This window comes from Demequina litorisediminis, assembly GCF_030161615.1.
Taxonomy (GTDB): Bacteria; Actinomycetota; Actinomycetes; order Actinomycetales; family Demequinaceae; genus Demequina; species Demequina litorisediminis.
In genome coordinates, this window is sequence record NZ_BSUN01000001.1 from 2,549,143 (window position 1) to 2,571,595 (window position 22,453).

Annotated in this window: 9 protein-coding genes, 2 rRNA genes and 10 pseudogenes; 14 read left to right on the forward strand and 7 right to left on the reverse strand. The window is 65.5% G+C overall.

The annotated features are described in order from the left end of the window. Nucleotides 1-38: 38 nt before the first annotated feature. The 6 genes and pseudogenes from QQK48_RS15610 to QQK48_RS15635 all read right to left on the reverse strand — a co-directional run bounded on the left by QQK48_RS15610 (nt 39) and on the right by QQK48_RS15635 (nt 3,396). Entirely contained in the window at nt 39-662 is a 624-nt protein-coding gene (locus QQK48_RS15610; protein WP_284329062.1) for a hypothetical protein, read from the reverse strand. A gap of 32 nt (nt 663-694) precedes the next feature. Further along, nucleotides 695-1,684, reverse strand: coding sequence for a zinc-binding alcohol dehydrogenase family protein (locus QQK48_RS15615; RefSeq protein WP_284329063.1), 990 nt, complete (start codon nt 1,682-1,684; stop codon nt 695-697). Between the two features lie 20 nt (nt 1,685-1,704). Continuing rightward, nucleotides 1,705-1,890: a hypothetical protein gene (locus QQK48_RS15620; protein ID WP_284329064.1), complete on the reverse strand. Its 186-nt coding sequence runs from the start codon at nt 1,888-1,890 to the stop codon at nt 1,705-1,707. 52 nt (nt 1,891-1,942) lie between these two features. Continuing rightward, nucleotides 1,943-2,353 (reverse strand): hypothetical protein, encoded by a 411-nt coding sequence (locus QQK48_RS15625; protein ID WP_284329065.1) that lies wholly within the window; start codon nt 2,351-2,353, stop codon nt 1,943-1,945. Further along, nucleotides 2,350-3,039: pseudogene (locus tag QQK48_RS15630) on the reverse strand (NAD-dependent epimerase/dehydratase family protein); the annotation flags it as partial. The pseudogene QQK48_RS15630 and the gene QQK48_RS15625, both read right to left, overlap by 4 nt. 72 nt (nt 3,040-3,111) lie before the next feature. Continuing rightward, nucleotides 3,112-3,396: an NAD-dependent epimerase/dehydratase family protein gene (locus QQK48_RS15635; protein WP_284329066.1), complete on the reverse strand. Its 285-nt coding sequence runs from the start codon at nt 3,394-3,396 to the stop codon at nt 3,112-3,114. A gap of 107 nt (nt 3,397-3,503) precedes the next feature. On the opposite strand from QQK48_RS15635, the gene QQK48_RS15640 reads away from it, so the two are divergent. Beyond that, nucleotides 3,504-4,055, forward strand: a complete 552-nt coding sequence (locus tag QQK48_RS15640; RefSeq protein ID WP_284329067.1) for a PadR family transcriptional regulator — start codon at nt 3,504-3,506, stop codon at nt 4,053-4,055. A gap of 126 nt (nt 4,056-4,181) precedes the next feature. Beyond that, nucleotides 4,182-5,618: a DHA2 family efflux MFS transporter permease subunit gene (locus tag QQK48_RS15645; protein ID WP_284329430.1), complete on the forward strand. Its 1,437-nt coding sequence runs from the start codon at nt 4,182-4,184 to the stop codon at nt 5,616-5,618. A gap of 81 nt (nt 5,619-5,699) precedes the next feature. Here the strand turns inward: QQK48_RS15645 and QQK48_RS22225 are convergent. Further along, nucleotides 5,700-6,224 (reverse strand): annotated as a pseudogene (locus tag QQK48_RS22225) (GNAT family N-acetyltransferase); the annotation flags it as partial. A gap of 28 nt (nt 6,225-6,252) precedes the next feature. On the opposite strand from QQK48_RS22225, the pseudogene argC reads away from it, so the two are divergent. The 12 genes and pseudogenes from argC (at nt 6,253) to QQK48_RS15705 (ending at nt 22,453) form a co-directional block, all read left to right on the forward strand. After that, nucleotides 6,253-7,297: pseudogene (gene argC / locus QQK48_RS15650) on the forward strand (N-acetyl-gamma-glutamyl-phosphate reductase). Further along, nucleotides 7,294-8,463 (forward strand): annotated as a pseudogene (gene argJ, locus QQK48_RS15655) (bifunctional glutamate N-acetyltransferase/amino-acid acetyltransferase ArgJ); the annotation flags it as partial. The pseudogenes argC and argJ, both read left to right, overlap by 4 nt. A 6-nt stretch (nt 8,464-8,469) precedes the next feature. Then, nucleotides 8,470-9,390: pseudogene (gene argB, locus QQK48_RS15660) on the forward strand (acetylglutamate kinase). Then, nucleotides 9,387-10,626 (forward strand): annotated as a pseudogene (locus QQK48_RS15665) (acetylornithine transaminase). The pseudogenes argB and QQK48_RS15665 overlap by 4 nt, the downstream one beginning before the upstream one ends. Then, nucleotides 10,626-11,557: pseudogene (argF, locus tag QQK48_RS15670) on the forward strand (ornithine carbamoyltransferase). Before QQK48_RS15665 ends, argF begins: the two co-directional pseudogenes overlap by 1 nt. Before the next feature lie 38 nt (nt 11,558-11,595). Further along, nucleotides 11,596-12,054, forward strand: a pseudogene (gene argR, locus QQK48_RS15675) (arginine repressor); the annotation flags it as partial. 78 nt (nt 12,055-12,132) lie between these two features. Next, nucleotides 12,133-13,338: pseudogene (locus QQK48_RS15680) on the forward strand (argininosuccinate synthase). Between the two features lie 14 nt (nt 13,339-13,352). After that, a complete protein-coding gene (gene argH / locus QQK48_RS15685) occupies nt 13,353-14,657 on the forward strand; it encodes an argininosuccinate lyase (protein WP_284329069.1) in 1,305 nt (434 codons plus the stop codon). Then, entirely contained in the window at nt 14,642-15,223 is a 582-nt protein-coding gene (locus tag QQK48_RS15690; protein WP_284329070.1) for an AAA family ATPase, read from the forward strand. Before argH ends, QQK48_RS15690 begins: the two co-directional genes overlap by 16 nt. A gap of 370 nt (nt 15,224-15,593) precedes the next feature. Then, a pseudogene (gene tyrS, locus QQK48_RS15695) lies at nt 15,594-16,855 on the forward strand (tyrosine--tRNA ligase). 574 nt (nt 16,856-17,429) lie between these two features. Beyond that, a 16S ribosomal RNA gene (locus tag QQK48_RS15700) occupies nt 17,430-18,956 on the forward strand. A 370-nt stretch (nt 18,957-19,326) separates the two neighbouring features. Further along, nucleotides 19,327-22,453: ribosomal RNA gene (locus QQK48_RS15705) — 23S ribosomal RNA — on the forward strand. The 16S and 23S rRNA genes sit together here, the layout of an rRNA operon.

The following is a 22,453-nucleotide window of genomic DNA, read 5'->3' on the forward strand; positions in this document are numbered from 1 at the left end:
GCGGGGCAGCGGACTACTCGACGGGCCCGCTGAGGGGTTCAGTCGGTCGGAAGTTCGCCGCAGCGGGTGCGCGTGTACGCGATGATCGTGCTCGCCGCGCTCGCCCCTGACTGGGCAATCTCGGCGGCCCCCTCCCGCGCGGCGAGCGCCTGCATCCCGTCGTTGTACTCGTCGGGTGAGGTCGCCGACGCCGCGAGTTCGGCCTCGGGTCGAGCGATGGCGTCGATGTAGGTGAAGAAGTCGGTGAACGCGACGGACACCGCGGCGTGGGAGATGGATGCCTCGGAGTCGTCCCACGCTCCATTCATGACGGCTATGCCCGCGGCACCCCACGTCTCCTCGAGTACGTCGATGGCGGTCGTCATGGCCGCCCCCGCCGCGTTGGCGAGGTCCACCGCGCCGGCATCGTCTCCGAGCTCTGCCTCAAGCGCGGTGGCATCGGTGGCGTCGAGGAGGTCTCGTTGAGCCGCGTACCCGGTGGCGGCGGCATCGCAGTACGAGTCCGCGTCCTGCGCTATGGCGCTGGATGACATCGCCGGGGTGTTGGAGGCGGACGTCTCGGCCGCGCCCGTCGCCGACGAGTCCGCAGCCGGTTCGCCTGCGGTGCACGCGGTCAGCGCGAGCACGGCGCCGAGGGCCACGGCAGACACGATGGTGCGCATGGCACGAGCGTGCCAGAGCACGCGCGCGCTCGCTAGCGGTGGATCACGACCTTGCCGATGACGGAGCCGGACTCGACAAGTTGGTGCGCCTCGAGGATGCCGGCGGCCGAGAAGTCGTTGATGCGAACGGTTGCCGTCGGCACGATGCCGCCCGCGTCGACGAGGTCCGCGGTTTCGGCGAGCATCCGGCCTTGCTCTGCCATGTCCCACGTGCCGTACCGCGACCGCGCGAACATGTACTCCCAATGGAAGCCGATGGACTTGGGGAACAGGGGAAGGAGATCGAGGGCGCCGCCGTCGATGGACACGATCTGCCCGAAGGGCCGCAGCATCTCCGCATACGCCGGGATATTGCCAGGGGTGTACGACGAGAACACGTAGTCGATCCCGCCCGGCGCGAGCGAGGTCACCTCGCCGAGCAAGTCCCGGTGGTTCACGACGGCGTCGGCTCCCATGCGGCGACACCACTGGGCGGATTCCTCGCGCGACGCCGTCGCGATCACGTGAAGGTTGGTGAGTCGCTTCGCGAGTTGCGTGAGGATGGAGCCGACGCCTCCTGCCCCACCCACCATGAGGAGCGTCCCCGCATCCTCGCGGTTGATGCGCATCCGCTCGAACATGCCCTCCCACGCGGTGATGGTGGTCAGCGGCAACGAGGCGGCGTCCGCGAAGTCAATGCTGGCGGGCTTGCGGGACACGATGCGGTGGTCCACGGCCTGGAGGTCTGCGTTCGCACCATCGCGGAAGGCGTCACCCGACCACCACACGGCGTCGCCCACCTCGAAATCGCTGACCGCGTCGCCAAGGCCCACCACGGTGCCGGCGCCGTCGAAGCCGAGGATGCGCGCCTTGCCGTCGGCCTTGACCTTGGAGCGCCGCTTGACATCCGTGGGATTGACGGAGACCGCCTCCACCCGGATGAGGAGGTCGTTCTCGCGGACAAGCGGCTCGGGCGCGTCGATGTCGCGTAGCGCCAGGGGGTCGGTGACGGGTCGTGCGTCGAGTGCGGCGATGGCGTGCATGGTGTTCTCCTGAGGCGCGTTCAGCCGCGGCGCGAGTCGACGTCGGCGAGGCGAGCGCGCGCGGCAATCGCCACGTCGGTCGCGTCGCCCCAGCCGATGCCTGCGGCACAGAGGGCGTGGGTCATGGCGAGTTGGAGCGGGTCAGCGCCGGCAAGGGCCTGAGCCTCGGCGGCCTCGATCACATCGATGACGGCCTGTTCGACCAACCACTCACGGCAGCGGGGGAGATGTCGGCGCGCACCTCGCCACGCTCGGCGGCTAACGCGATGGCTTCGCGCAACGTGGCGCGCAGGGGGAGAGGGCGCGTTCGACGGAGCGGCGGTACGGGCCTCGCGCGCCGAGCCGCGTCAGCGGCAGTACCGGCGCCTGGTCCTGCCACACGCGGCCTATGAGCATCGCGATCTGCTCACGGGGCTCGCCATCGTCGAGGAACGCAGCGCCCGCGATGCGGGTGGCGCCGCGCACCACGGTCGCTTCCACGAGGGCGTGGCGGGTGGGAAAGAGGCGTCGCGCCGTCTCGTCATCCACCTGGGCGCGACGTGCCACGGTTCCCAGGGGTGCTCCCGCGTCGCGTCCCAGCACGGAGACGGCGGCGTCGAGCAGGCGGACGCGCGCGGCGTCGTCATCGATCGCGGGGGCCAGGGGCTTGCGGCGGCGAAAGAGGCTCATCGGCCCGCCTCGTCGAGCGCGCGGCGGTAGATGCTCGCGAGCCGGTCAAACATGGCGTTGGCGCGGGCGTCCACGCTCTGGCGGGCCGGATCGGCCTCAAACCAGGCGATGCACTCGCGAATGCCTTCGGTGAACGGAATCCGCGCCTCCCACCCGGGCACAAGGTCGCGGATTTTCCTCGTGTCGTACACGGCAGGGTGCATCTTGTCGCCGTAGATCGAGCCAGCCTGGTCAGGGGTGGCCGCCACGAGAGCGTCGGAGGGTACGCACACGCGCTGCTGGCCGAACCGCTCGGGTGAGATCCCTGCGGCGTCCGCGATGGTGCCATAGATGGCGTTCCAGGTGAGGGCCTCGCTCGACGTGATGTGCACGGCCTCGCCGAGGGCGCGGTCGAGGCCCATGAGCCCCACCGCCGCCGCGGCGAGATCCCGCGCGTGCGTCAGCGTCCACAGGCCGGTGCCGTCCCCGGGGATCACGATGTCCGCCCCGCGGCGCATCCGGTCCACGATGGTCCAGGGGTGCGCGCTATTGCCCGTGTATGCGGGAATCTTGCTGGGGCCGTACGTGTGGGCGGGCCGCACGATGGTGTAGCCGAGCCCTGCGGCGGTCGCACGTTCGCGCAGGACCTCCTCGGCTCTGGCCTTCTGCCGCGCGTAGTCCCAGAACAGGTTCTCCTGTGGGTCGTCCTCGGTGGTCGCATGGAGCCGGTCCCACGTGGCGTAGGCTCGCCGAGGTGGCGATGAGGAGGTACTGGTCCGTCAGGGGGCGAACGTCTCGACATCCTGCGCCACGTGCTCGGGGGTGAAGGCAATCGACTGGAGCACGGCATCAAACCGTTCGCCCCGATCGCGATACTCGCGCAGGGCATCGCGCAGTGCCAAGGGGTCTGTCGCATCGGCGACGATGCTGGCCGCCCCAGGCGGCGGCGTGACGGTTGAGGAGCGGCCCCGGGTCAGCAAGGTGAGATCGTGGCCTGCCGCGTGGGCCGCGGCCGCGATCTCAGAGGAGATCAGCCCGGTCCCTCCGACGATGAGGATGCGCATGCACTCCAGGCTAGCGAGCCGCGAGGCCTCTCGCGTCCGCGGAAGCGGGAAGGGTATGTCACACTAGTCGGCGTTGAATACTCCACCTGGACTATTGGGAGGGTGCCGTGCCCGAGAGGCTGACCCCGTTGGCGGTCTGCGCCCTCGCGTTGCTCGCAGAGCGGCCCATGCACCCGTACGAGATTGCCCAGCTTCTCCGCGCTCGCGGGCAGGACCAGGACGTCAAACTCCGCATCCCGAGCCTCTACCACGCGATCGAGCGCCTGGAGCGAGACGGACTTATCGAGGTTTCAGGCGTCGACCGCGAGGGCAACCGGCCCGAGCGCACTACCTATCGGCTCCTCAAGGCTGGGCGCGACGCGATGGAGCGCCAGGTCATCGTGTGGCTGCAGGCCCCCCGCGCCGAGTTCCCCGTGTTGCCCGTCGCCGTGGGCGAGGCGCACTTTCTGACCCGCGCAGAGGTGGAGCGGGTGCTCGCTGAGCGGCGTGACGCCGTCGCACGCGAACGTGCCGCCGTGCGGGTATTTCAGGAGGCGGCGCTCGACAAGGGCGTGCCGCGGCGGATGCTCCTGGGCAAGGAGTTCACCCTTCATCGTCTCGACGCGGAGCCTCGCGTGGGTCGACTCTCTCCTGTCCGATCTCGCGAGCGGGGCCCTTGACTGGGAAGCCCCGTTCCGCACCCCCACCCCCACCTCTCTTGACAAGGAAAACGCGTGACCGAGTCCTCACCCCGCGTCGCTGACGCCACCGCCGAACAGAACCCCTGGCCGGCGCTCTGGGCGCTCATGATCGGCTTCTTCATGATCCTGGTGGACGTGACGATCGTGTCGATCGCGAACCCCTCGATTCAGGCATCGCTCGATGCGTCAACGACCCAGGTCCTGTGGGTGACGAGCGCCTACCTGCTCACGTACGCCGTGCCGCTACTCATCACGGGCCGCCTCGGCGATAGGTTCGGGCCCCGCCGCCTTTACCTCATCGGCCTCGTCGTGTTCACCATCGCATCGTTCGCTTGCGGCATCGCGGACCAGCTTCCCGGCTCTGGCATTGCCAACCTCATCGCCTTCCGAGCCGTTCAGGGCTTTGGTGCGGCGATGATGAGCCCTCAGACCATGGCCGTCATCACCCGGCTGTTCCCCGCGTCACGCCGTGGCACCGCGATGGCGCTGTGGGGAGCGACCGCAGGCGTTGCCTCCCTCGTGGGTCCGCTCCTTGGCGGATTCCTTGTTGACGGTCCCGGTTGGGAGTGGATCTTCTTCGTCAACGTCCCCATCGGCATCGTCGCGTACGTGATGGTCGCTCGCCTGGTGCCCGCGCTGCCCACCCACGCCCACGAGTTCGACTGGTGGGGCGTGGCGCTGTCCGCCGTCGGCATGACGCTGCTGGTGTTTGGCATCCAGGAAGGTTCGAGCTTCGACTGGAACGGCTGGGTGTGGGCGTGCATCGCCTCCGGCGTGATCGTGATCGCCCTGTTCCTGTGGAGTCAGGCGCGTCACCGCGGGGAGCCGCTCCTGCCGCTTGCCCTGTTCCGCGACCGCAACTTCTCGCTGGCCAACGGTGCCATCGCCCTGGTGGGCTTCGCCGTGACGGCACAGTTCATCCCCATCGTGTACTTCCTTCAGACGGTGCGCGGCCTGACGCCCACCGAGTCGGCGCTGATGTCCGTGCCCACCGCGGTGGCGTCGATCGCCCTGTCGCCGGTGGCCGGCCGCCTCGTCGATCGCCTCCACCCTCGAGTGCTGGCGGTGCCGGGACTCCTGCTGAGCGGCATTGGCCTTGTCGTGTACTTCTTCCTGATGACGCCCGATGTGCCCGTGCTCTGGCTTCTGGTGCCCGCGGCTTTGGTGGGAATCGGCAACTCCTTCATGTGGGGGCCGATCTCGTCGACCGCTACGCGCAACCTGCCGCCGCGCGATGCGGGAGCAGGCTCGGGCGTCTACAACACGACCCGTCAGGTGGGTTCCGTGCTGGGTTCCGCCGCGATCGCGACCCTCATGTCGAGTCGGCTTGCCGCCGCGCTCGGCGACGGCGGAGCGCCCGCGATGTCCGCCGAAGGCTCGGGGGCGCTGGCGCTGCCGGAGCCGCTGCTCGAGCCGTTCTCCACGGCGATGGCGCAGTCGCTGCTCCTGCCTGCCGCGGTACTGCTGGTGGGCGCCGTCATCGCGGCGTTCTTCGTACTGCCCGACTACATGGCGGACAAGCGCACCGCGCCCGCGTCCTAAAGAAGGCCGTCGACGGTCCGCGACAGCAGCGCCACTCGCGCGGTGCCGTCGAGGATGTCGTGCTCCGCGAGCCTGGCGGAACCCGAGTGCCTCGTGGAAGGACAGCGAGCGGGGATCGGCGGGGGCCACCGAGACCTCGGTGGTGACCTCCGTGGCGCCGCGCTCACGGGCACGCTCAAAGACGGACTCGTACAGGGCGCGGCCCACGCCGGTGCCGCGTGCCGCTCCCGAGACGACGATCCGGTCGATGTACTGGTGACGCGTGCCGCGGTCCTCGAACCACCGGTAGTTGGGAGACGCGTAGGGCGTGCCCGGTCCGAGGCTCAGCAGGAAGGCGATGGGGTCGCCGGTCCGGTCGCAGGCCACCAGAGCCACATCGCACCAGCCGCGCAACTGCGCCAGGCTCTCCTCAGTTAGGGGGTGAATCGTGGGCGCTGCGGCGTTGTTCAGGCGCAGCACGGCATCGAGATCCTTGTCGCGCATCACGCGTAGCCGCAGGTACCGCATGGGCACATTGTGCCGTGGCCGTGTCACGAACGTGTGACAGGGGCGCGTCCATGTGGTGGCGGAGGTGACGGCGCGCCGCGCGCGACGGTCGTCGAACATTCATGCATTCGTCTGTATAGTTATGCACATGGCACTCAAGGTCGCAGTCTCTGGAGCCTCCGGATACGTCGGCGGTGAGGTCCTGCGCGTCTTCAGCGAGCACCCTGACGTCGAGTTTGGGGCACTGACCGCGCATTCCTCCGCCGGCGATCGATTGGGGGTGCACCAGCCGCATCTGCGTCTCCTCGCGGAGCGAGAGATCGTCGAGACGAGTGTCGAGACCCTCGCGGGTCACGACGTCGTGGTGCTCGCGTTGCCGCACGGCACCAGCGGCGCGATCGCGGCCCAGTTGCCGCCCGAGACGCTCGTGCTTGACTGCGGAGCCGACCACCGGCTTTCCTCAGCCGATGCCTGGGCGGAGTACTACGGCGGGGATCACTCGGGGACCTGGCCGTACGGCATGCCCGAGCCTCATCACGCCGACGGGCCATCAGCGCGACGCGCTGGTGGGAGCCAAGCGCGTCGCGGTGCCCGGCTGCAACGTCACCGCCGTGACCCTTGGCCTCCAGCCCGGCGTGGCCGCAGGAGTCGTTGATCCGACGGACCTCACGGCCGTCCTCGCCGTCGGATACTCCGGCGCGGGCAAGAAGCTCGCGACCAACCTGCTGGCGTCGGAAGGGCTCGGCGCCGCCAGCCCCTACGCCGTGGGTGGCACGCACCGCCACATCCCCGAGATCGTGCAGAACCTTGCCGTCGCGGGCGCCGACGACGTGCGGATCAGTTTCACTCCCACGCTCGTCCCGATGGCGCGCGGCATTCTCGCGACCATGACCGCCCCGCTGGCCGCAGGGGCCGATGCGGACGCGGTGCGCGCCGCCTGGGAGACCGCTTACGCCGACGAGCCATTCGTCCACGTGTTGCCCGAGGGGCAGTGGCCGTCCACCGCCGCCACCCTCGGAGCCAACACCTGCCTGGTGCAGGTCGCCGTGGACAAGAAGGCGGGCCGTGTCGTCGTGGTCTCCGCCATCGATAACCTCGTCAAGGGCACCGCGGGAGCGGCCCTGCAGTCCATGAACATCGTGCTGGGGTACCCCGAGACCACCGGCCTGCAGCCTCCAGGAGTCGCACCGTGAGCGTGACCGCAGCGAAGGGCTTCGTCGCCGCAGGCGTCGCGGCCGGGATCAAGTCCACCGGTGCCAAGGACGTCACCGTCGTCGTGAACGATGGCCCCGGCCACGTCGCAGCGGGCGTCTTCACCACCAACCGTGTCGAGGCCGCGCCGGTGACGTGGTCCCGCGAGGCCGCCTCAGACGGGCGTCTCGACGCCGTCATCTTGAACTCGGGCGGCGCCAACGCCTGCACCGGTCCCGAGGGCTTCGCGGATACCCACGCCACCGCCGAGCACGTCGCCACGGCGCTGACCGCCGCGGGCCGCGACGTCGCGGCGGGCGACGTCGCCGTGTGCTCCACGGGGTTGATCGGCGTCCGCCTCCCCATGGACTCGCTCCTCGCCGGCGCCGACGCCGCGATCGCGGAGCCTCAGCGCCGAGGGCGGCCAGGCCGCCGCCGAGGGCATCATGACCACCGACTCCGTGTCCAAGACCGCCGTCGCCGAGCGCGGCGCCTGGACGGTCGGCGGCATGGCCAAGGGTGCCGGCATGCTGGCGCCCGGCATGGCGACAATGCTGTGCGTGGTCACCACCGACGCGGTGGTGGATGCCGAGACCGCCAAGGCGGCCCTCGCATCGGCCGTCGCTGCGACGCTCAACCGCGTCGACTCGGACGGGTGCATGTCCACCAACGACACGGTGCTGCTGTTGTCGTCGGGCGCCTCGGGTGAGACTCCGGATGCGGCCGCCTTCGAGGCGGCGCTCACGGAGGTCCTGGCGAGCCTTGCCCGCCAGGCTCGTCGCCGATGCCGAGGGTGCCAGCCACGACATCGCCGTGACGGTGCAGGGCGCGACCAGTGAGGCGGCGGCCGAGGCCGTCGCCCGCGCGATCACGCGCTCCAACCTGTTCAAGACGGCGATCTTCGGCAACGACCCCAACTGGGGCCGCATCATCTCCGCCGCTGGCACCGTGCCCGCCGACGTCGCACCGTTCGATGCCCGTACGCTCGACGTGTGGGTCAACGGTATTCAGGTCTGCCGCGCCTCGGGCGTGGGGGAGGACCGCGATCTCGTGGATCTCACCCCCCGCGAGGTCACCGTGGTCGTTGAGCCTTCACGCGGGCGACGCGTCGGCAACGATCTGGACTAACGACCTCACTCACGACTACGTCCACGAGAACAGCGCGTACAGGCTCATGAGCACAGACATCGATTACCCCGACCTCACCCCCCAACAGAAGGTGGGCGTCCTCATCGACGCCATGCCGTGGATCGAGCAGTTCAGCGGCTCGATTGTCGTCATCAAGTACGGCGGCAACGCGATGATCGACGACGAACTCAAGGCGGCCTTCGCCCAGGACGTCGTCCACCTGCGCCTGCTGGGCCTCTCGCCCGTGGTGGTCCACGGTGGCGGCCCCCAGATCAACGACATGCTCGGCCGCCTTGGCATCGAGTCCGAGTTCCGCGGTGGCCTGCGCGTCACCACGCCCGAGGCGATGGACGTGGTCCGCATGGTGCTGACCGGCTCCGTGTCGCGCGAGCCTCGTCGGTCTGATCAACGACCACGGACCCCTGGCCGTGGGCCTCTCGGGCGAGGACGCGGGCCTACTGCAGGCCAAGCGTCGCACCGCTCAGATCGATGGCGAAGCCGTCGACGTCGGTCTGGTGGGTGACGTCGTCAAGGTCAACCCCGCCGCGATCGAGGACATCATTCACGCGGGCCGCATCCCCGTGGTCAGCACCGTCGCGCCCGACCTTGACGATCCGACTACGGTGCTCAACGTCAACGCGGACACCGCCGCGGCAGCGATCGCGGTCGCGTTGCGCGCCCGCAAGCCTGGTGATGTTGACCGACGTCGAGGGCCTGTACGCCAACTGGCCGGACCGCACCTCGCTGGTGCGTCGTATCCACGCGTCCGACGTCGAGAAGCCTGCTCCCGAGCCTCGCCTCCGGCATGGTGCCCAAGATGGAGGCATGCCTGCGAGCGGTGCGCGGTGGCGTGCCTCAGGCGCACATCATCGACGGACGTGAGCCCCACTCGGTGCTGACCGAGATCTTCACCACCTCCGGCATCGGCACCATGGTGCGCCCCGACGACACGGATCTATGGGCATGAGCGGCCTGAGCGAGCACGGCGAGGGTGGTCTCGAGCGCGGGGCCGTCGATCTCCAGCGGTATGGCCACGCCCTCATGGGCACGTTCGGCGTGCCGATGCGGGTGCTGACCAGGGGAGAGGGCTCATACGTCTGGGACGCGGACGGCAACCGCTATCTCGACCTCCTCGGCGGCATCGCGGTGAACGCCCTTGGTCACGGACACCCCGCGTGGGTCGAGGCGATTGCCTCGCAGGCCGCGACGTTGGCGCACGCTTCGAACTTCTTCGCCACCGAACCGCAGATCGCACTCGCCGAGCGCCTGCTTGACCTCGCGCAGGCACCCACGGGCTCGCGCGTGTTCTTCGCGAACTCGGGCACGGAAGCCAACGAGGCCGCCATCAAGATGGCCCGCAAGACCGGCAAGGGCACCATCATCGCGCTCGAGGGAGGCTTCCACGGCCGCTCCACGGGTGCGCTCGCCCTGACCTACAAGGAGGCCTACCGGGCCCCCTTCGCCCCCTCATCGGTGACGTGGTGTTCGTGCCTGTCAACGATGAGCAGGCGCTGGCCGATGCGGTGGCGACCCATGCGCAGGACCTTTCGGCGATCATCGTCGAGCCGATCCAGGGTGAGGCGGGCGTGATCCCCCTCACGCACGGCTATCTGGCCCTGGCGCGCGAGGCTCACCCGCAGGCACGATGCTCTCCTGGTGTTCGACGAGGTCCAGACGGGTGTCGCCCGCACGGGCGCGTGGTTCGCTCACCAGGCTCCACGGCATTCAGCCCGATGTGATGACGCTCGCCAAGGGACTCGGTGGCGGCTTCCCGATCGGCGCCGTGGTTGCGTTCGGCGACCGAGCAGGGACGATGCTCGGCAAGGGCGAGCACGGCACCACCTTTGGTGGAAACCCGCTGGCCGCTGCCGCCGCACTGGCCACGCTGCGCGTGATCGAGGACGAGGACCTCATCGCCAACGTCAAGGCGGTCAGCGCCCACCTCAGGGAGCGCCTCGAGGCGATGGTCGGTGTGGTGGAGGTGCGCGGAGAGGGACTGTTGCTTGGCATCGGCCTTGCCGCGCCCGCATCGGCCGAGATCGCTCAGGCGGCCGTCGCCGCCGGCTTCATCGTCAACCCGCCGAGCCCCGACACGATCCGCCTGGTGCCCGCGCTCACCCTGACCACCGCCGAGGCGGACACGTTCCTCACCTGGATCGAGGGCCACCTGGCCGCGCATCCCCTGAACGAAGGAGGCCGGTGATGACCCGCCACTTCTTGCGAGACGATGACCTCACTCCCGCGGAACAGCGAGAGGTCATCGACCTCGCGTTGTCGATGCGCGACAACCGTCTGGCGCATCGGCCCTTCGAGGGACCGCAGGCCGTCGCCGTGATCTTCGACAAGCCGTCGACGCGTACCAGGGTGTCGTTCTCAGCAGGCGTCGCTGAACTCGGCGGCTACCCCCTCGTGATCGACGCTCAGACCTCGCAGGCTCGGCCGTGGCGAGCCCGTGGCGGACACCGCCCGCGTGCTGGAGTCGATGACGAGCGCGATCGTGTGGCGCACGTTCGGCCAGGTCCGCATCGAGGAGATGGCCGCCGGCACCACGGTGCCGGTCGTCAACGCTCTGACCGACCTGTACCACCCGTGCCAGATCCTCGCCGACCTGGCCGCTGTGGCCGATGCTCGGGGCGGTTCGTCGGCGCTCGCAGGGCTCGACCTCGCGTATGTGGGCGACGGCGCCAACAACATGGCGCACTCGTACCTGCTGGGCGGCGCGACCGCGGGTATGCACGTCCGCATCGGCACCCCTGACACCTACCTGCCGGACGCTGCGATCGTGTCGCGTGCCGAGGAGATCGCCTCAGAAACGGGCGGCTCCGTCACGGTGACGAACAGCCACGATGAGGCCGTCACCGGCGCGGACATCATCGCCACCGACACCTGGGTCTCAATGGGTGACGAGGAGCAGGGAGACGCTCGGTCCGAGGTCTTTGTGCCGTTCCAGGTGAACGCGCGGTCGCTCGAGCCTCGCCGCACCTGGCGCTCACGTACTGCACTGCCTGCCGGCCTACCGCGGCAAGGAGATCACGGCCGACGTCATCGACGGCGACCAGTCGCTCGTGTGGCTCGAAGCCGAGTATCGCCTCCACGCCCAGAAGGCCCTGCTCACCTGGCTCGTGGAGCACTGATCCCCGTGGCACAGACGATCCCCGCGACGAAGGCCGCTCGGCAGGCCCTCATTCGCCGCATCATCGAGACCGAGGCGGTGCGCTCCCAGGGCGAGCTCGCGCTGCGGCTCGAGCAGCAGGGGATCCACGTCACTCAGGCGACCCTGTCGCGCGATCTGGTCGACATCGGCGCCATCAAGGTGCGAGGACTCGGTGGGGCACACGTGTACGCCACCTCCGACTCCTTGACCGCCACGGAGGACACGGACCAGCGACTCACCCGCCTGTGTGGTGAGCTCCTGCTGGCCGCGGATGGTTCCGCCAATCTCGCGGTCATCAGGACGCCGTCGGGCGCCGCCCAGTACCTCGCGAGCGCCATCGACCAGCACGACGACGCGGCGATCCTGGGCTGCGTGGGCGGAGACGACACGATCATGGTCATTTCGCGCGAGGCCGATGGCGGACTCCGCCTTGCCCAGCGCTTCCTCGAGCGAGCCGCGGGCGGCGGCCACTCGTAGGCCGTTCGCCCCTCGCCCCAGCAATCTTCCGGCCGTGAGCCGGCCCCCATCACGGACTATTTCAAGGAGACAGACAACATGACTGACAGAGTGGTGCTTGCATACTCAGGCGGACTCGACACCTCGGTGGCGATCGGGTGGATCGCCGATGCGACCGGCGCGGAGGTCATCGCGGTGGCCGTCGACGTCGGCCAGGGCGGCGAGGACCTCGAGGTCATCCGCCAGCGTGCCCTGGACTGCGGCGCCGTCGAGGCGTATGTGGCCGATGCCCGCGACGAGTTCGCCGAGGAGTACTGCATGCCAGCGCTCCAGGCCAACGGCCTGTACCAGGAGAAGTACCCCCTGGTATCGAGCCTGTCGCGGCCCGTCATCGTGAAGCACCTCGTGAAGGCCGCCCGCGACTTCGGTGGCACTACCGTCGCCCACGGTTGCACGGGTAAGGGCAATGACCAGGTGCGCTTCGAGGTCGGCATCACCTCGATCGCGCCCGAGCCTGAAGTGCATCGCCCCCGTGCGTGACCTCGCGCTGACGCGCGACAAGGCCATCGAGTACGCGGCACGTCACGAGCCTGCCCATCGAGACCACCAAGTCCAACCCGTTCTCGATTGACCAGAACGTGTGGGGCCGCGCCATCGAGACCGGCTTCCTTGAGGACATCTGGAACGCGCCCACCAAGGACATCTACAACTACACGGACGACCCGGCCTTCCCGCCGGTGCCCGACGAGGTCATCATCACCTTCGAGCGCGGCATCCCCGTCGCGATCGACGGCGAAAAGGTCACCCCGCTCCAGGCGATCGAGATCATGAACAAGCGTGCGGGTGCTCACGGCATCGGCCGGATCGACATCGTTGAAGACCGCCTGGTCGGTATCAAGTCGCGCGAGGTCTACGAGGCTCCCGGCGCGATCGCGCTGATCGAGGCGCACCGTGAACTGGAGAACGTCACGCTCGAGCGCGAGCAGGGCCGCTTCAAGCGCCACGTCGAGCAGAAGTGGTCCGAGCCTGGTTTACGAGGGCATGTGGTCGTCGCCGCTGAAGGACAACCTCGACACCTTCATCGCCGACACCCAGCAGTACGTGAACGGTGACATCCGCATGGTGCTGCACGGCGGCCGTGCCACGGTGACGGGCCGCCGTTCTGACACGGGCCTGTACGACTTCGCGCTGGCCACCTACGACGAGGGCGATGCGTTCGACCAGTCGGCAGCGCGCGGCTTCATCGAGATCTACGGACTGGCAGCCAAGCAGGCCGCCGCCCGTGCCGAGCGCCTGAACGGCTGAGGAGACCTTCCATCATGACTGAGCAGCACGGCACCAATGAAGGCCATCTGTGGGGAGGCCGCTTTGTCGACGGCCCCGCAGAGGCCCTGGCGCGCCTGAGCAAGTCCACGCACTTCGACTGGCGTTACGCCGATGACGATCTGCGCGGTTCTATCGCTCACGCCCACGCGCTTCAACGTGCCGGGCTGCTCAACGATGGCGAGACGTCGACCATGGTCGACGGCCTCGAGGCGCTGCGTGTCGACGTGGCGTCCGGGGCCGTCGGCCCGGCCGAGTCCGACGAAGACGTCCACGGCGCCCTCGAGCGGCTCCTGATCGAACGCATCGGCCCCGAGGTCGGTGGAAAGCCGCGAGCGGGCCGCTCACGCAACGACCAGATCGCGACCCTGCCGCGCATGTACCTGCGCCGTCACGCGCGCATCGTTGCGGTCGGCATTCTCGACGTGGTGGACGCTCTGCTGGAGCAGGCGGACCGTCACCTCGACGCGCCGATGCCCGGGCGCACGCACTTTCAGCACGCGCAGCCTGTGACGCTGGGTCACCACCTGATGGCGCACGCGTGGCCGCTGCTGCGCGACGTCGAGCGCCTCACCGACTGGGACGCGCGTGCCGCGTTCTCGCCGTATGGCGCCGGCGCCCTTGCGGGCTCGACGCTTGGCCTGGACCCGCAGGGCGTGGCGGATGAACTGGGCTTCCTCGCTCCGTGCGAAAACTCGATCGACGCGACCGCGTCGCGTGATGTCATCGCAGAGTTCTCCTGGGTGGCGGCGATGGTCGGAGTCGACCTGTCCCGCATTGCCGAGGAGGTCATCGCGTGGGCCACGGTGGAGTTCGGCTTCGCCGCCTTGGACGATGCCTACTCGACCGGCTCGTCGATCATGCCGCAGAAGAAGAATCCCGACATCGCGGAGTTGGCGCGCGGCAAGGCCGGGCGCCTGATCGGCGACCTCACCGGACTGCTCGCCACCCTCAAGGGCCTCCCGCTCGCGTACAACCGTGACATCCAGGAGGTTCACGAGCCCGCGTTTGACGCCGTCGAGACGTTGGAGGTTCTGCTGCCCGCCTTCGCAGGCATGGTGCGGACCCTGCGCTTCCGCGAGGAGCGGCTGGCCGAGCTCGCGCCCGCTGGCTTCTCCTTGGCGACCGATGTTGCTGAGTGGATGGTCAAGCAGGGCACAACGTTCCGCGTGGCTCATGAGGTGGCGGGCGCGTGCGTGCGGTTGTGTGAGAAGCGCGGCAAGGAGCCTGCACGAACTCACCGAGGACGAGCCTGCAGGCCATCCACCCCGACCTCACCGTCGCGGTGCTCGACGTGTTGACCGTTGAGGGGTCGCTTGCGGCGCGCGATGGCGTGGGCGGTACGGCCCCGGCGCGGGTGGTGGAACAGGGCAAGGCTGCGCGGGCGCGTGTCGCCCACTTCCGCCCGTGGGCGGCCGCCGCGAGCCGATCGCTCGTGGACGTCACCATCGAGGCGCTTGCCTCGCGGATCCTTGCGAGCGAGCCGACGGCCGGTGGTGCACGCATCGTCTTGATTGACGGACCGGCGGGAGCGGGAAAGACCACCCTCGCGCGGCGTCTTGCCGAGCGCCTTGACGATGCGCCCGTGGTGCATGCGGACGACATGTATGAGGGCTGGTCGGGGCTGCCCTCCTTGCACGGGGTGCTGTGCGACCGCGTGCTCGTCCCTCTCGCACGTGGCGAGGAGGCGCGCTTTGCGCGGTGGGACTGGTACCGCGGCGAACGTGGCAATGAGATCACCGTGCCTGCCGCCGAGGTCGTGGTGATCGAGGGAGTGGGGGTCGCCCAACGCTGCGCGCGCGACCTCGCGAGCCTTCGTGATGTGGGTGGAGGCCCCGGAGGACCTGCGCCACGGACGATGGCTTGAGCGTGAGGGAGCAGACACCGAGCCCCAGTGGCGGGCGTGGGCCGCAGCCGAGGCACAGCACTTTGCCGCCGAGGGGACGCGTGGCGCCGCGCACGTCGTGGTGGATGGCGCCGGTCCGGTGTGAGCGCGGAACGGTGCGGAAAACGGTGCGAGTATCTGAGATTCCTCTCAGGTCACGGCGCATAATCTCGAACTAGTCGCTGGGTATGCGACGACCGCAGTCGGTAGGACCCTCATGGATGTCCACCCCTCAGCGCCGACGAGCGGGCACAGAGCGCGTACCCAGCGACGACTCATGTCTGGGGTGTGTCCGCGTCAATGGCGCCGCGGACGCTTCACTACCGCATCGGCCTGGCACAATGGCCTCACCATGACAGAGCACATCCTCGACGAGCTCGCCTGGCGCGGGCTGATCTCTCAGACGACCGGTGACGATGAGCCTGCGCGCGGCTCTGGACGAGGGACCGATCACACTCTATTGCGGGTTTGATCCCACGGCGCCGAGTCTGCACCACGGACACTTGGTGCAGTTGGTCCTGCTTCGGCACCTGCAGCGTGCTGGTCACCACGTCCTGCCGCTGGTCGGCGGCGCCACCGGCATGATTGGGGACCCACGTATGTCGGGGGAGCGCGTCCTCAACACCCGCGAGACTGTCTCTGAATGGGTGGACCGTCTGCGCGCACAAATCTCCCGGTTCCTCGACTTCGAGGGCGACAACCCGGCGCAGATGGTCAACAACCTTGACTGGACGGGCAGCCTGACCGCCATCGACCTTCTGCGCGAGATCGGCCAGCACTTCCGCCTGGGCACGATGATTGCGAAGGACACGGTGGCACGCCGTCTCGCGTCCGACGAAGGAATCTCGTACACCGAGTTCGCCTATCAGGTCCTGCAGGCCAACGACTACCTCGAACTGCACCGTCGTCATGGCGCGAGCCTTCAAACCGGCGGCAATGACCAGTGGGGCAACCTCCTTGGTGGAGTGGAGCCTCATCCGCAAGGCTGAAGGTGCCTCCGTCCATGCCATGACGACGCCGCTCATCACGAAGGCTGACGGCACGAAGTTCGGCAAGACCGAAGGTGGCGCGGTGTGGCTTGCACCCGACCTCATGAGCCCTTACGCCTTCTACCAGTTCTGGATCAACACCGAAGATGCGGATGTCGTTCGCTTCCTCAAGATCTTCACGTTCCGTTCGCGCGAGGAGATCGCAGAGTTGGAGCGTGTGACGGCCGAGGCGCCTTTCAAGCGTGAGGCGCAGCGGACCCTCGCACACGACGTCACCTCGTTGGTGCACGGTGTCGAGACGGCCGATGCCGTGGTCACCGCGTCGCAGGCGTTGTTCGGCCGTGCGGAGTTGTCCGAGTTGGACGAGCCCACCCTTGCCGGCTGCGCGGCTGAGTTGGGTTCGGCACAGATCTCCGTCGACACCCTCGTGATCGACGCACTGGTCGATGCGGGAATCGTGGCGTCCAAGTCGGATGCGCGTCGTGCGGTCCAGGACGGCGGGGCCTACGTCAATAACGTGAAGGTGGAGAGCCTCGACATGACTGTCTCCGCTCATCCCGCTCTGGCGGGTGGGTGGTTCGTCCTACGTCGCGGAAAAAAATCCGTGGGACTTGTTCGGGTGTAACGCTCTCGATCCGAACCCCTGGCAGCGCGTTCAGCGCGTCTGCCAGGGGTTTTGTCGTTTGCGAGAGTGCGACACGCCCGGGATTCACGCGATTTGACGGGACCCCGTTCAGGCCCGTAATGTCTTCCTTGCTGCCGAGGAAGGGAGCGCGGGACAAGAGAGCGAAAGTCTCGAGGCCCGCCCCGCCAGACAGCCAATCTCCACTGAGAACCCCGGGTCGCTGAAGCGTGCTCGAGGGTGTAAAGTAGAGAGCCCTGGATGAAACACGGTAAAAAACCGAGCCGCGAGGCCGATTTGACACCGCGAATCAAACAGTGTAAGTTAGAAGGGTTGCCCCAAATCCGAGCCGAAAGGCAAAGATGAGGTGCGCTTCCGATCTTTGAGAACTCAACAGTGTGCCACATAGTCGATGCCAAAACCTCCGGCATCTGCCTCTTGATAGAGGTGTGATGTACGGATTCCTTTGGTAATGAAATGAATGTCAGTGACATTTGTTCTCTTGCTAGAGATTAAACCTGGTTCTTTGGAACCTACTTCGTTTGTTGATGAGCCTTTCGGGGTTTGTTGAAAAGCATTTACGGAGAGTTTGATCCTGGCTCAGGACGAACGCTGGCGGCGTGCTTAACACATGCAAGTCGAACGGTGAAGCGAGAGCCTGCTCTTGTGGATCAGTGGCGAACGGGTGAGTAACACGTGAGTAACCTGCCCCAGACTCTGGGATAAGCCTTGGAAACGAGGTCTAATACCGGATAAGCGGCACCACCGCATGGTGAGTGTTGGGAAAGTTTTTTCGGTCTGGGATGGACTCGCGGCCTATCAGCCTTGTTGGTGAGGTAATGGCTCACCAAGGCGACGACGGGTAGCCGGCCTGAGAGGGCGACCGGCCACACTGGAACTGAGATACGGTCCAGACTCCTACGGGAGGCAGCAGTGGGGAATATTGCACAATGGGCGAAAGCCTGATGCAGCGACGCCGCGTGGGGGATGAAGGCCTTCGGGTTGTAAACCCCTTTCAGCAGGGAAGAAGCGAAAGTGACGGTACCTGCAGAAGAAGCGCCGGCTAACTACGTGCCAGCAGCCGCGGTAATACGTAGGGCGCAAGCGTTGTCCGGAATTATTGGGCGTAAAGAGCCTCGTAGGCGGCTTGTCGCGTCTGCTGTGAAAGCACGAGGCTCAACCTCGTGTCTGCAGTGGGTACGGGCAGGCTAGAGTGTGGTAGGGGAGACTGGAATTCCTGGTGTAGCGGTGGAATGCGCAGATATCAGGAGGAACACCAATGGCGAAGGCAGGTCTCTGGGCCACTACTGACGCTGAGGAGCGAAAGCGTGGGGAGCGAACAGGATTAGATACCCTGGTAGTCCACGCCGTAAACGGTGGGCACTAGATGTGGGGCTTATTCCATGAGTTCCGCGTCGCAGGTAACGCATTAAGTGCCCCGCCTGGGGAGTACGGCCGCAAGGCTAAAACTCAAAGGAATTGACGGGGGCCCGCACAAGCGGCGGAGCATGCGGATTAATTCGATGCAACGCGAAGAACCTTACCAAGGCTTGACATATACGGTCTATCCCTAGAGATAGGGAGTGATTTTTTCGCCGTATACAGGTGGTGCATGGTTGTCGTCACTCGTGTCGTGAGATGTTGGGTTAAGTCCCGCAACGAGCGCAACCCTCGTCCTATGTTGCCAGCACGTAATGGTGGGGACTCATAGGAGACTGCCGGGGTCAACTCGGAGGAAGGTGGGGATGACGTCAAATCATCATGCCCCTTATGTCTTGGGCTTCACGCATGCTACAATGGCCGGTACAAAGGGCTGCGATACCGTAAGGTGGAGCGAATCCCAAAAAGCCGGTCTCAGTTCGGATTGAGGTCTGCAACTCGACCTCATGAAGTTGGAGTCGCTAGTAATCGCAGATCAGCAACGCTGCGGTGAATACGTTCCCGGGCCTTGTACACACCGCCCGTCAAGTCACGAAAGTCGGTAACACCCGAAGCCGTCGGCCTAACCCCTTGTGGGAGGGAGACGTCTAAGGTGGGATTGGCGATTGGGACTAAGTCGTAACAAGGTAGCCGTACCGGAAGGTGCGGCTGGATCACCTCCTTTCTAAGGAGCACCTACAGACCACGCTTTGGTGTGGCTGTCAGGACCCATGCACAGCACGTACGTTGTTGTGATGGGGCTCATGGATGGAACATCGACATGGCTGCTTTGAGGTAGCCGGCCACGCAAGTACACGCCTTCGGGTGGAGGAACGCACGGGCTGGTTGGTAAGAAGCGGCAAGGCACACTGTTGGGTCCTGAAAGATCGGGACCGACACGCAAGGACAGGTCCAGATTCTTTCTGGTGACCTGCTCGAGACCACATGAACCACTCTCGATCCAAGAGATCAATGAGAGCAAGGCGGTGGTGGAGAGTATGGATCGTCCGTTGCTTGAGAACTGCATAGTGGACGCGAGCATCTTTGTAATCTGTGGTCAAGTTTTTAAGAGCACATGGTGGATGCCTTGGCAGTAGGAGCCGATGAAGGACGTTGTAGCCTGCGATAAGCCTCGGGGAGCCTGGCAAACAAGGCGTGATCCGAGGATGTCCGAATGGGGAAACCCCGCTGGAGTCATGTCCAGTGACCCTCACCTGAATATATAGGGTGAGTGGAGGGAACGTCGGGAAGTGAAACATCTCAGTACCGACAGGAAGAGATATTCCGTGAGTAGTGGCGAGCGAAAGCGGATCAGGCCAAACCATATGCGTGTGATACCCGGCAGGGGTTGCGTGTATGGGGTTGTGGGACCTTTCACCAGGAGCCTGCCGCTTCTGGACAGAGTAAGAAATCCGCGTGATAGTCGAAGGGCATTGAAAGGCCCGGCATAGAGGGTGCGACCCCCGTAGACGAAATCGCGTGGACTCTGGAGAGTCATCCCAAGTAGCACGGGGCCCGAGAAATCCCGTGTGAATCCGTAGAGACCACTCTATAAGCCTAAATACTACCTACTGACCGATAGCGGAACAGTACCGTGAGGGAATGGTGAAAAGTACCCCGAGAGGGGAGTGAAATAGTACCTGAAACCGTGTGCTTACAATCCGTCGGAGCCTCCCTAGCAGGGGTGACGGCGTGCCTTTTGAAGAATGAGCCTGCGAGTTAGTGCTCAGTGGCAAGGTTAACCCGTGTGGGGCAGCCGTAGCGAAAGCGAGTCCGAATAGGGCGATTGAGTCGCTGGGTCTAGACCCGAAGCGAAGTGATCTATCCATGGCCAGGTTGAAGCGCGGGTAAGACCGCGTGGAGGACCGAACCCACTTGGGTTGAAAACCGAGGGGATGAGCCTGTGGATAGGGGTGAAAGGCCAATCAAACTTCGTGATACTGGTTCTCCCCGAAATGCATTTAGGTGCAGCGTTGCGTGTTTCTTGCCGGAGGTAGAGCCTACTGGATGGCCGATGGGCCCTACCAGGTTACTGACGTCAGCCAAACTCCGAATGCCGGTAAGTCAGAGCGCAGCAGTGAGACTGTGGGGGATAAGGCTTCATAGTCGAGAGGGAAACAGCCCAGAACACCAACTAAGGCCCCTAAGCGTGTGCTAAGTGGGAAAGGATGTGGAGTTGCATAGACAACCAGGAGGTTGGCTTAGAAGCAGCCACCCTTGAAAGAGTGCGTAATAGGCTCACTGGTCAAGTGATTCCGCGCCGACAATGTAGCGGGGCTCAAGTACACCGCCGAAGTTGTGTCATTCACACACTGCCCGGCTCGCACCTTCGTGGTGTGGGTCCAAGCGTGTGGATGGGTAGGGGAGCGTCGTGTGGCGGGTGAAGCAGCGGGGGAACCCAGTGTGGACGCCACACGAGTGAGAATGCAGGCATGAGTAGCGAAAGACGGGTGAGAAACCCGTCCGCCGAATGACCAAGGGTTCCAGGGCCAGGTTAATCCGCCCTGGGTAAGTCGGGACCTAAGGCGAGGCCGACAGGCGTAGTCGATGGACAACGGGTTGATATTCCCGTACCGGCGAAGAACCGTCCCTGACGAATCAGACGATGCTAAGCGCCCGAAACCCCTCATCCGATCCTTCGGGATCTTCGAGGGGCGTAGCGCGCGACCCGAGTCTGTAGTAGTCAAGCGTATTAACAGGGGTGACGCAGGAAGGTAGCCGAGCGTGGCGATGGTAGTCCACGTCTAAGGGTGTAGGGCGAACGGTAGGCAAATCCGCCGTTCATATGCTTGAGACCTGATGGTGACCACGTAAGTGGGAAATCGGTGATCCTATGCTGCCAAGAAAAACCTCGGCGCGAGGTTCTAGCCGCCCGTACCCCAAACCGACTCAGGTGGTCAGGTAGAGAATACTAAGGCGATCGAGTGAATCGTGGTTAAGGAACTCGGCAAAATGCCCCCGTAACTTCGGGAGAAGGGGGCCTGAGGCGTGATCGACACTTGCTGTCGTGAGCGTTTGAGGGCCGCAGAGACCAGGGAGAAGCGACTGTTTACTAAAAACACAGGTCCGTGCGAAGTCGCAAGACGATGTATACGGACTGACGCCTGCCCGGTGCTGGAAGGTTAAGAGGAAGGGTTAGGCTGTAAAGCGAAGGCTCTGAATTTAAGCCCCAGTAAACGGCGGTGGTAACTATAACCATCCTAAGGTAGCGAAATTCCTTGTCGGGTAAGTTCCGACCTGCACGAATGGCGTAACGACTTCTCCGCTGTCTCAACCGCGAACTCGGCGAAATTGCACTACGAGTAAAGATGCTCGTTACGCGCAGCAGGACGGAAAGACCCCGGGACCTTTACTATAGGCTTGGTATTGGTATTCGGTGTGGTTTGTGTAGGATAGGTGGGAGACTTTGAAGCCGTGACGCCAGTCATGGTGGAGTCATTGTTGAAATACCACTCTGATCACTCTGGATATCTAACCTCGGTCCGTAATCCGGATCAGGGACAGTGCCTGGTGGGTAGTTTAACTGGGGCGGTTGCCTCCCAAAAAGTAACGGAGGCGCCCAAAGGTTCCCTCAGCCTGGTTGGCAATCAGGTGGCGAGTGCAAGTGTACAAGGGAGCCTTGACTGTGAGACTGACAGGTCGAGCAGGGACGAAAGTCGGGACTAGTGACCCGCTGGTGGCATGTGGAAGCGCCAGCGCTCAACGGATAAAAGGTACCCCGGGGATAACAGGCTGATCCTGCCCAAGAGTCCATATCGACGGCATGGTTTGGCACCTCGATGTCGGCTCGTCGCATCCTGGGGCTGGAGTTGGTCCCAAGGGTTGGGCTGTTCGCCCATTAAAGCGGTACGCGAGCCTGGGTTTAGAACGTCGTGAGACAGTTCGGTCCCTATCCGCTGCGCGCGCAGGAAATTTGAGAGAATCTGTCCCTAGTACGAGAGGACCGGGATGGACAAACCTCTGGTGTGCCAGTTGTTCCGCCAGGAGCATGGCTGGTTGGCTACGTTTGGAACGGATAACCGCTGAAAGCATCTAAGCGGGAAGCCGGTCTCAAGATGAGATTTCCATCAGAGCAATCTGTGAAGGCCCCCTACAGACCATGGGGTTGATAGGCCGGATGTGGAAGAGGGGACTAACGACCCTTGAAGCTGACCGGTACTAATAGGCCAACAACTTGATACA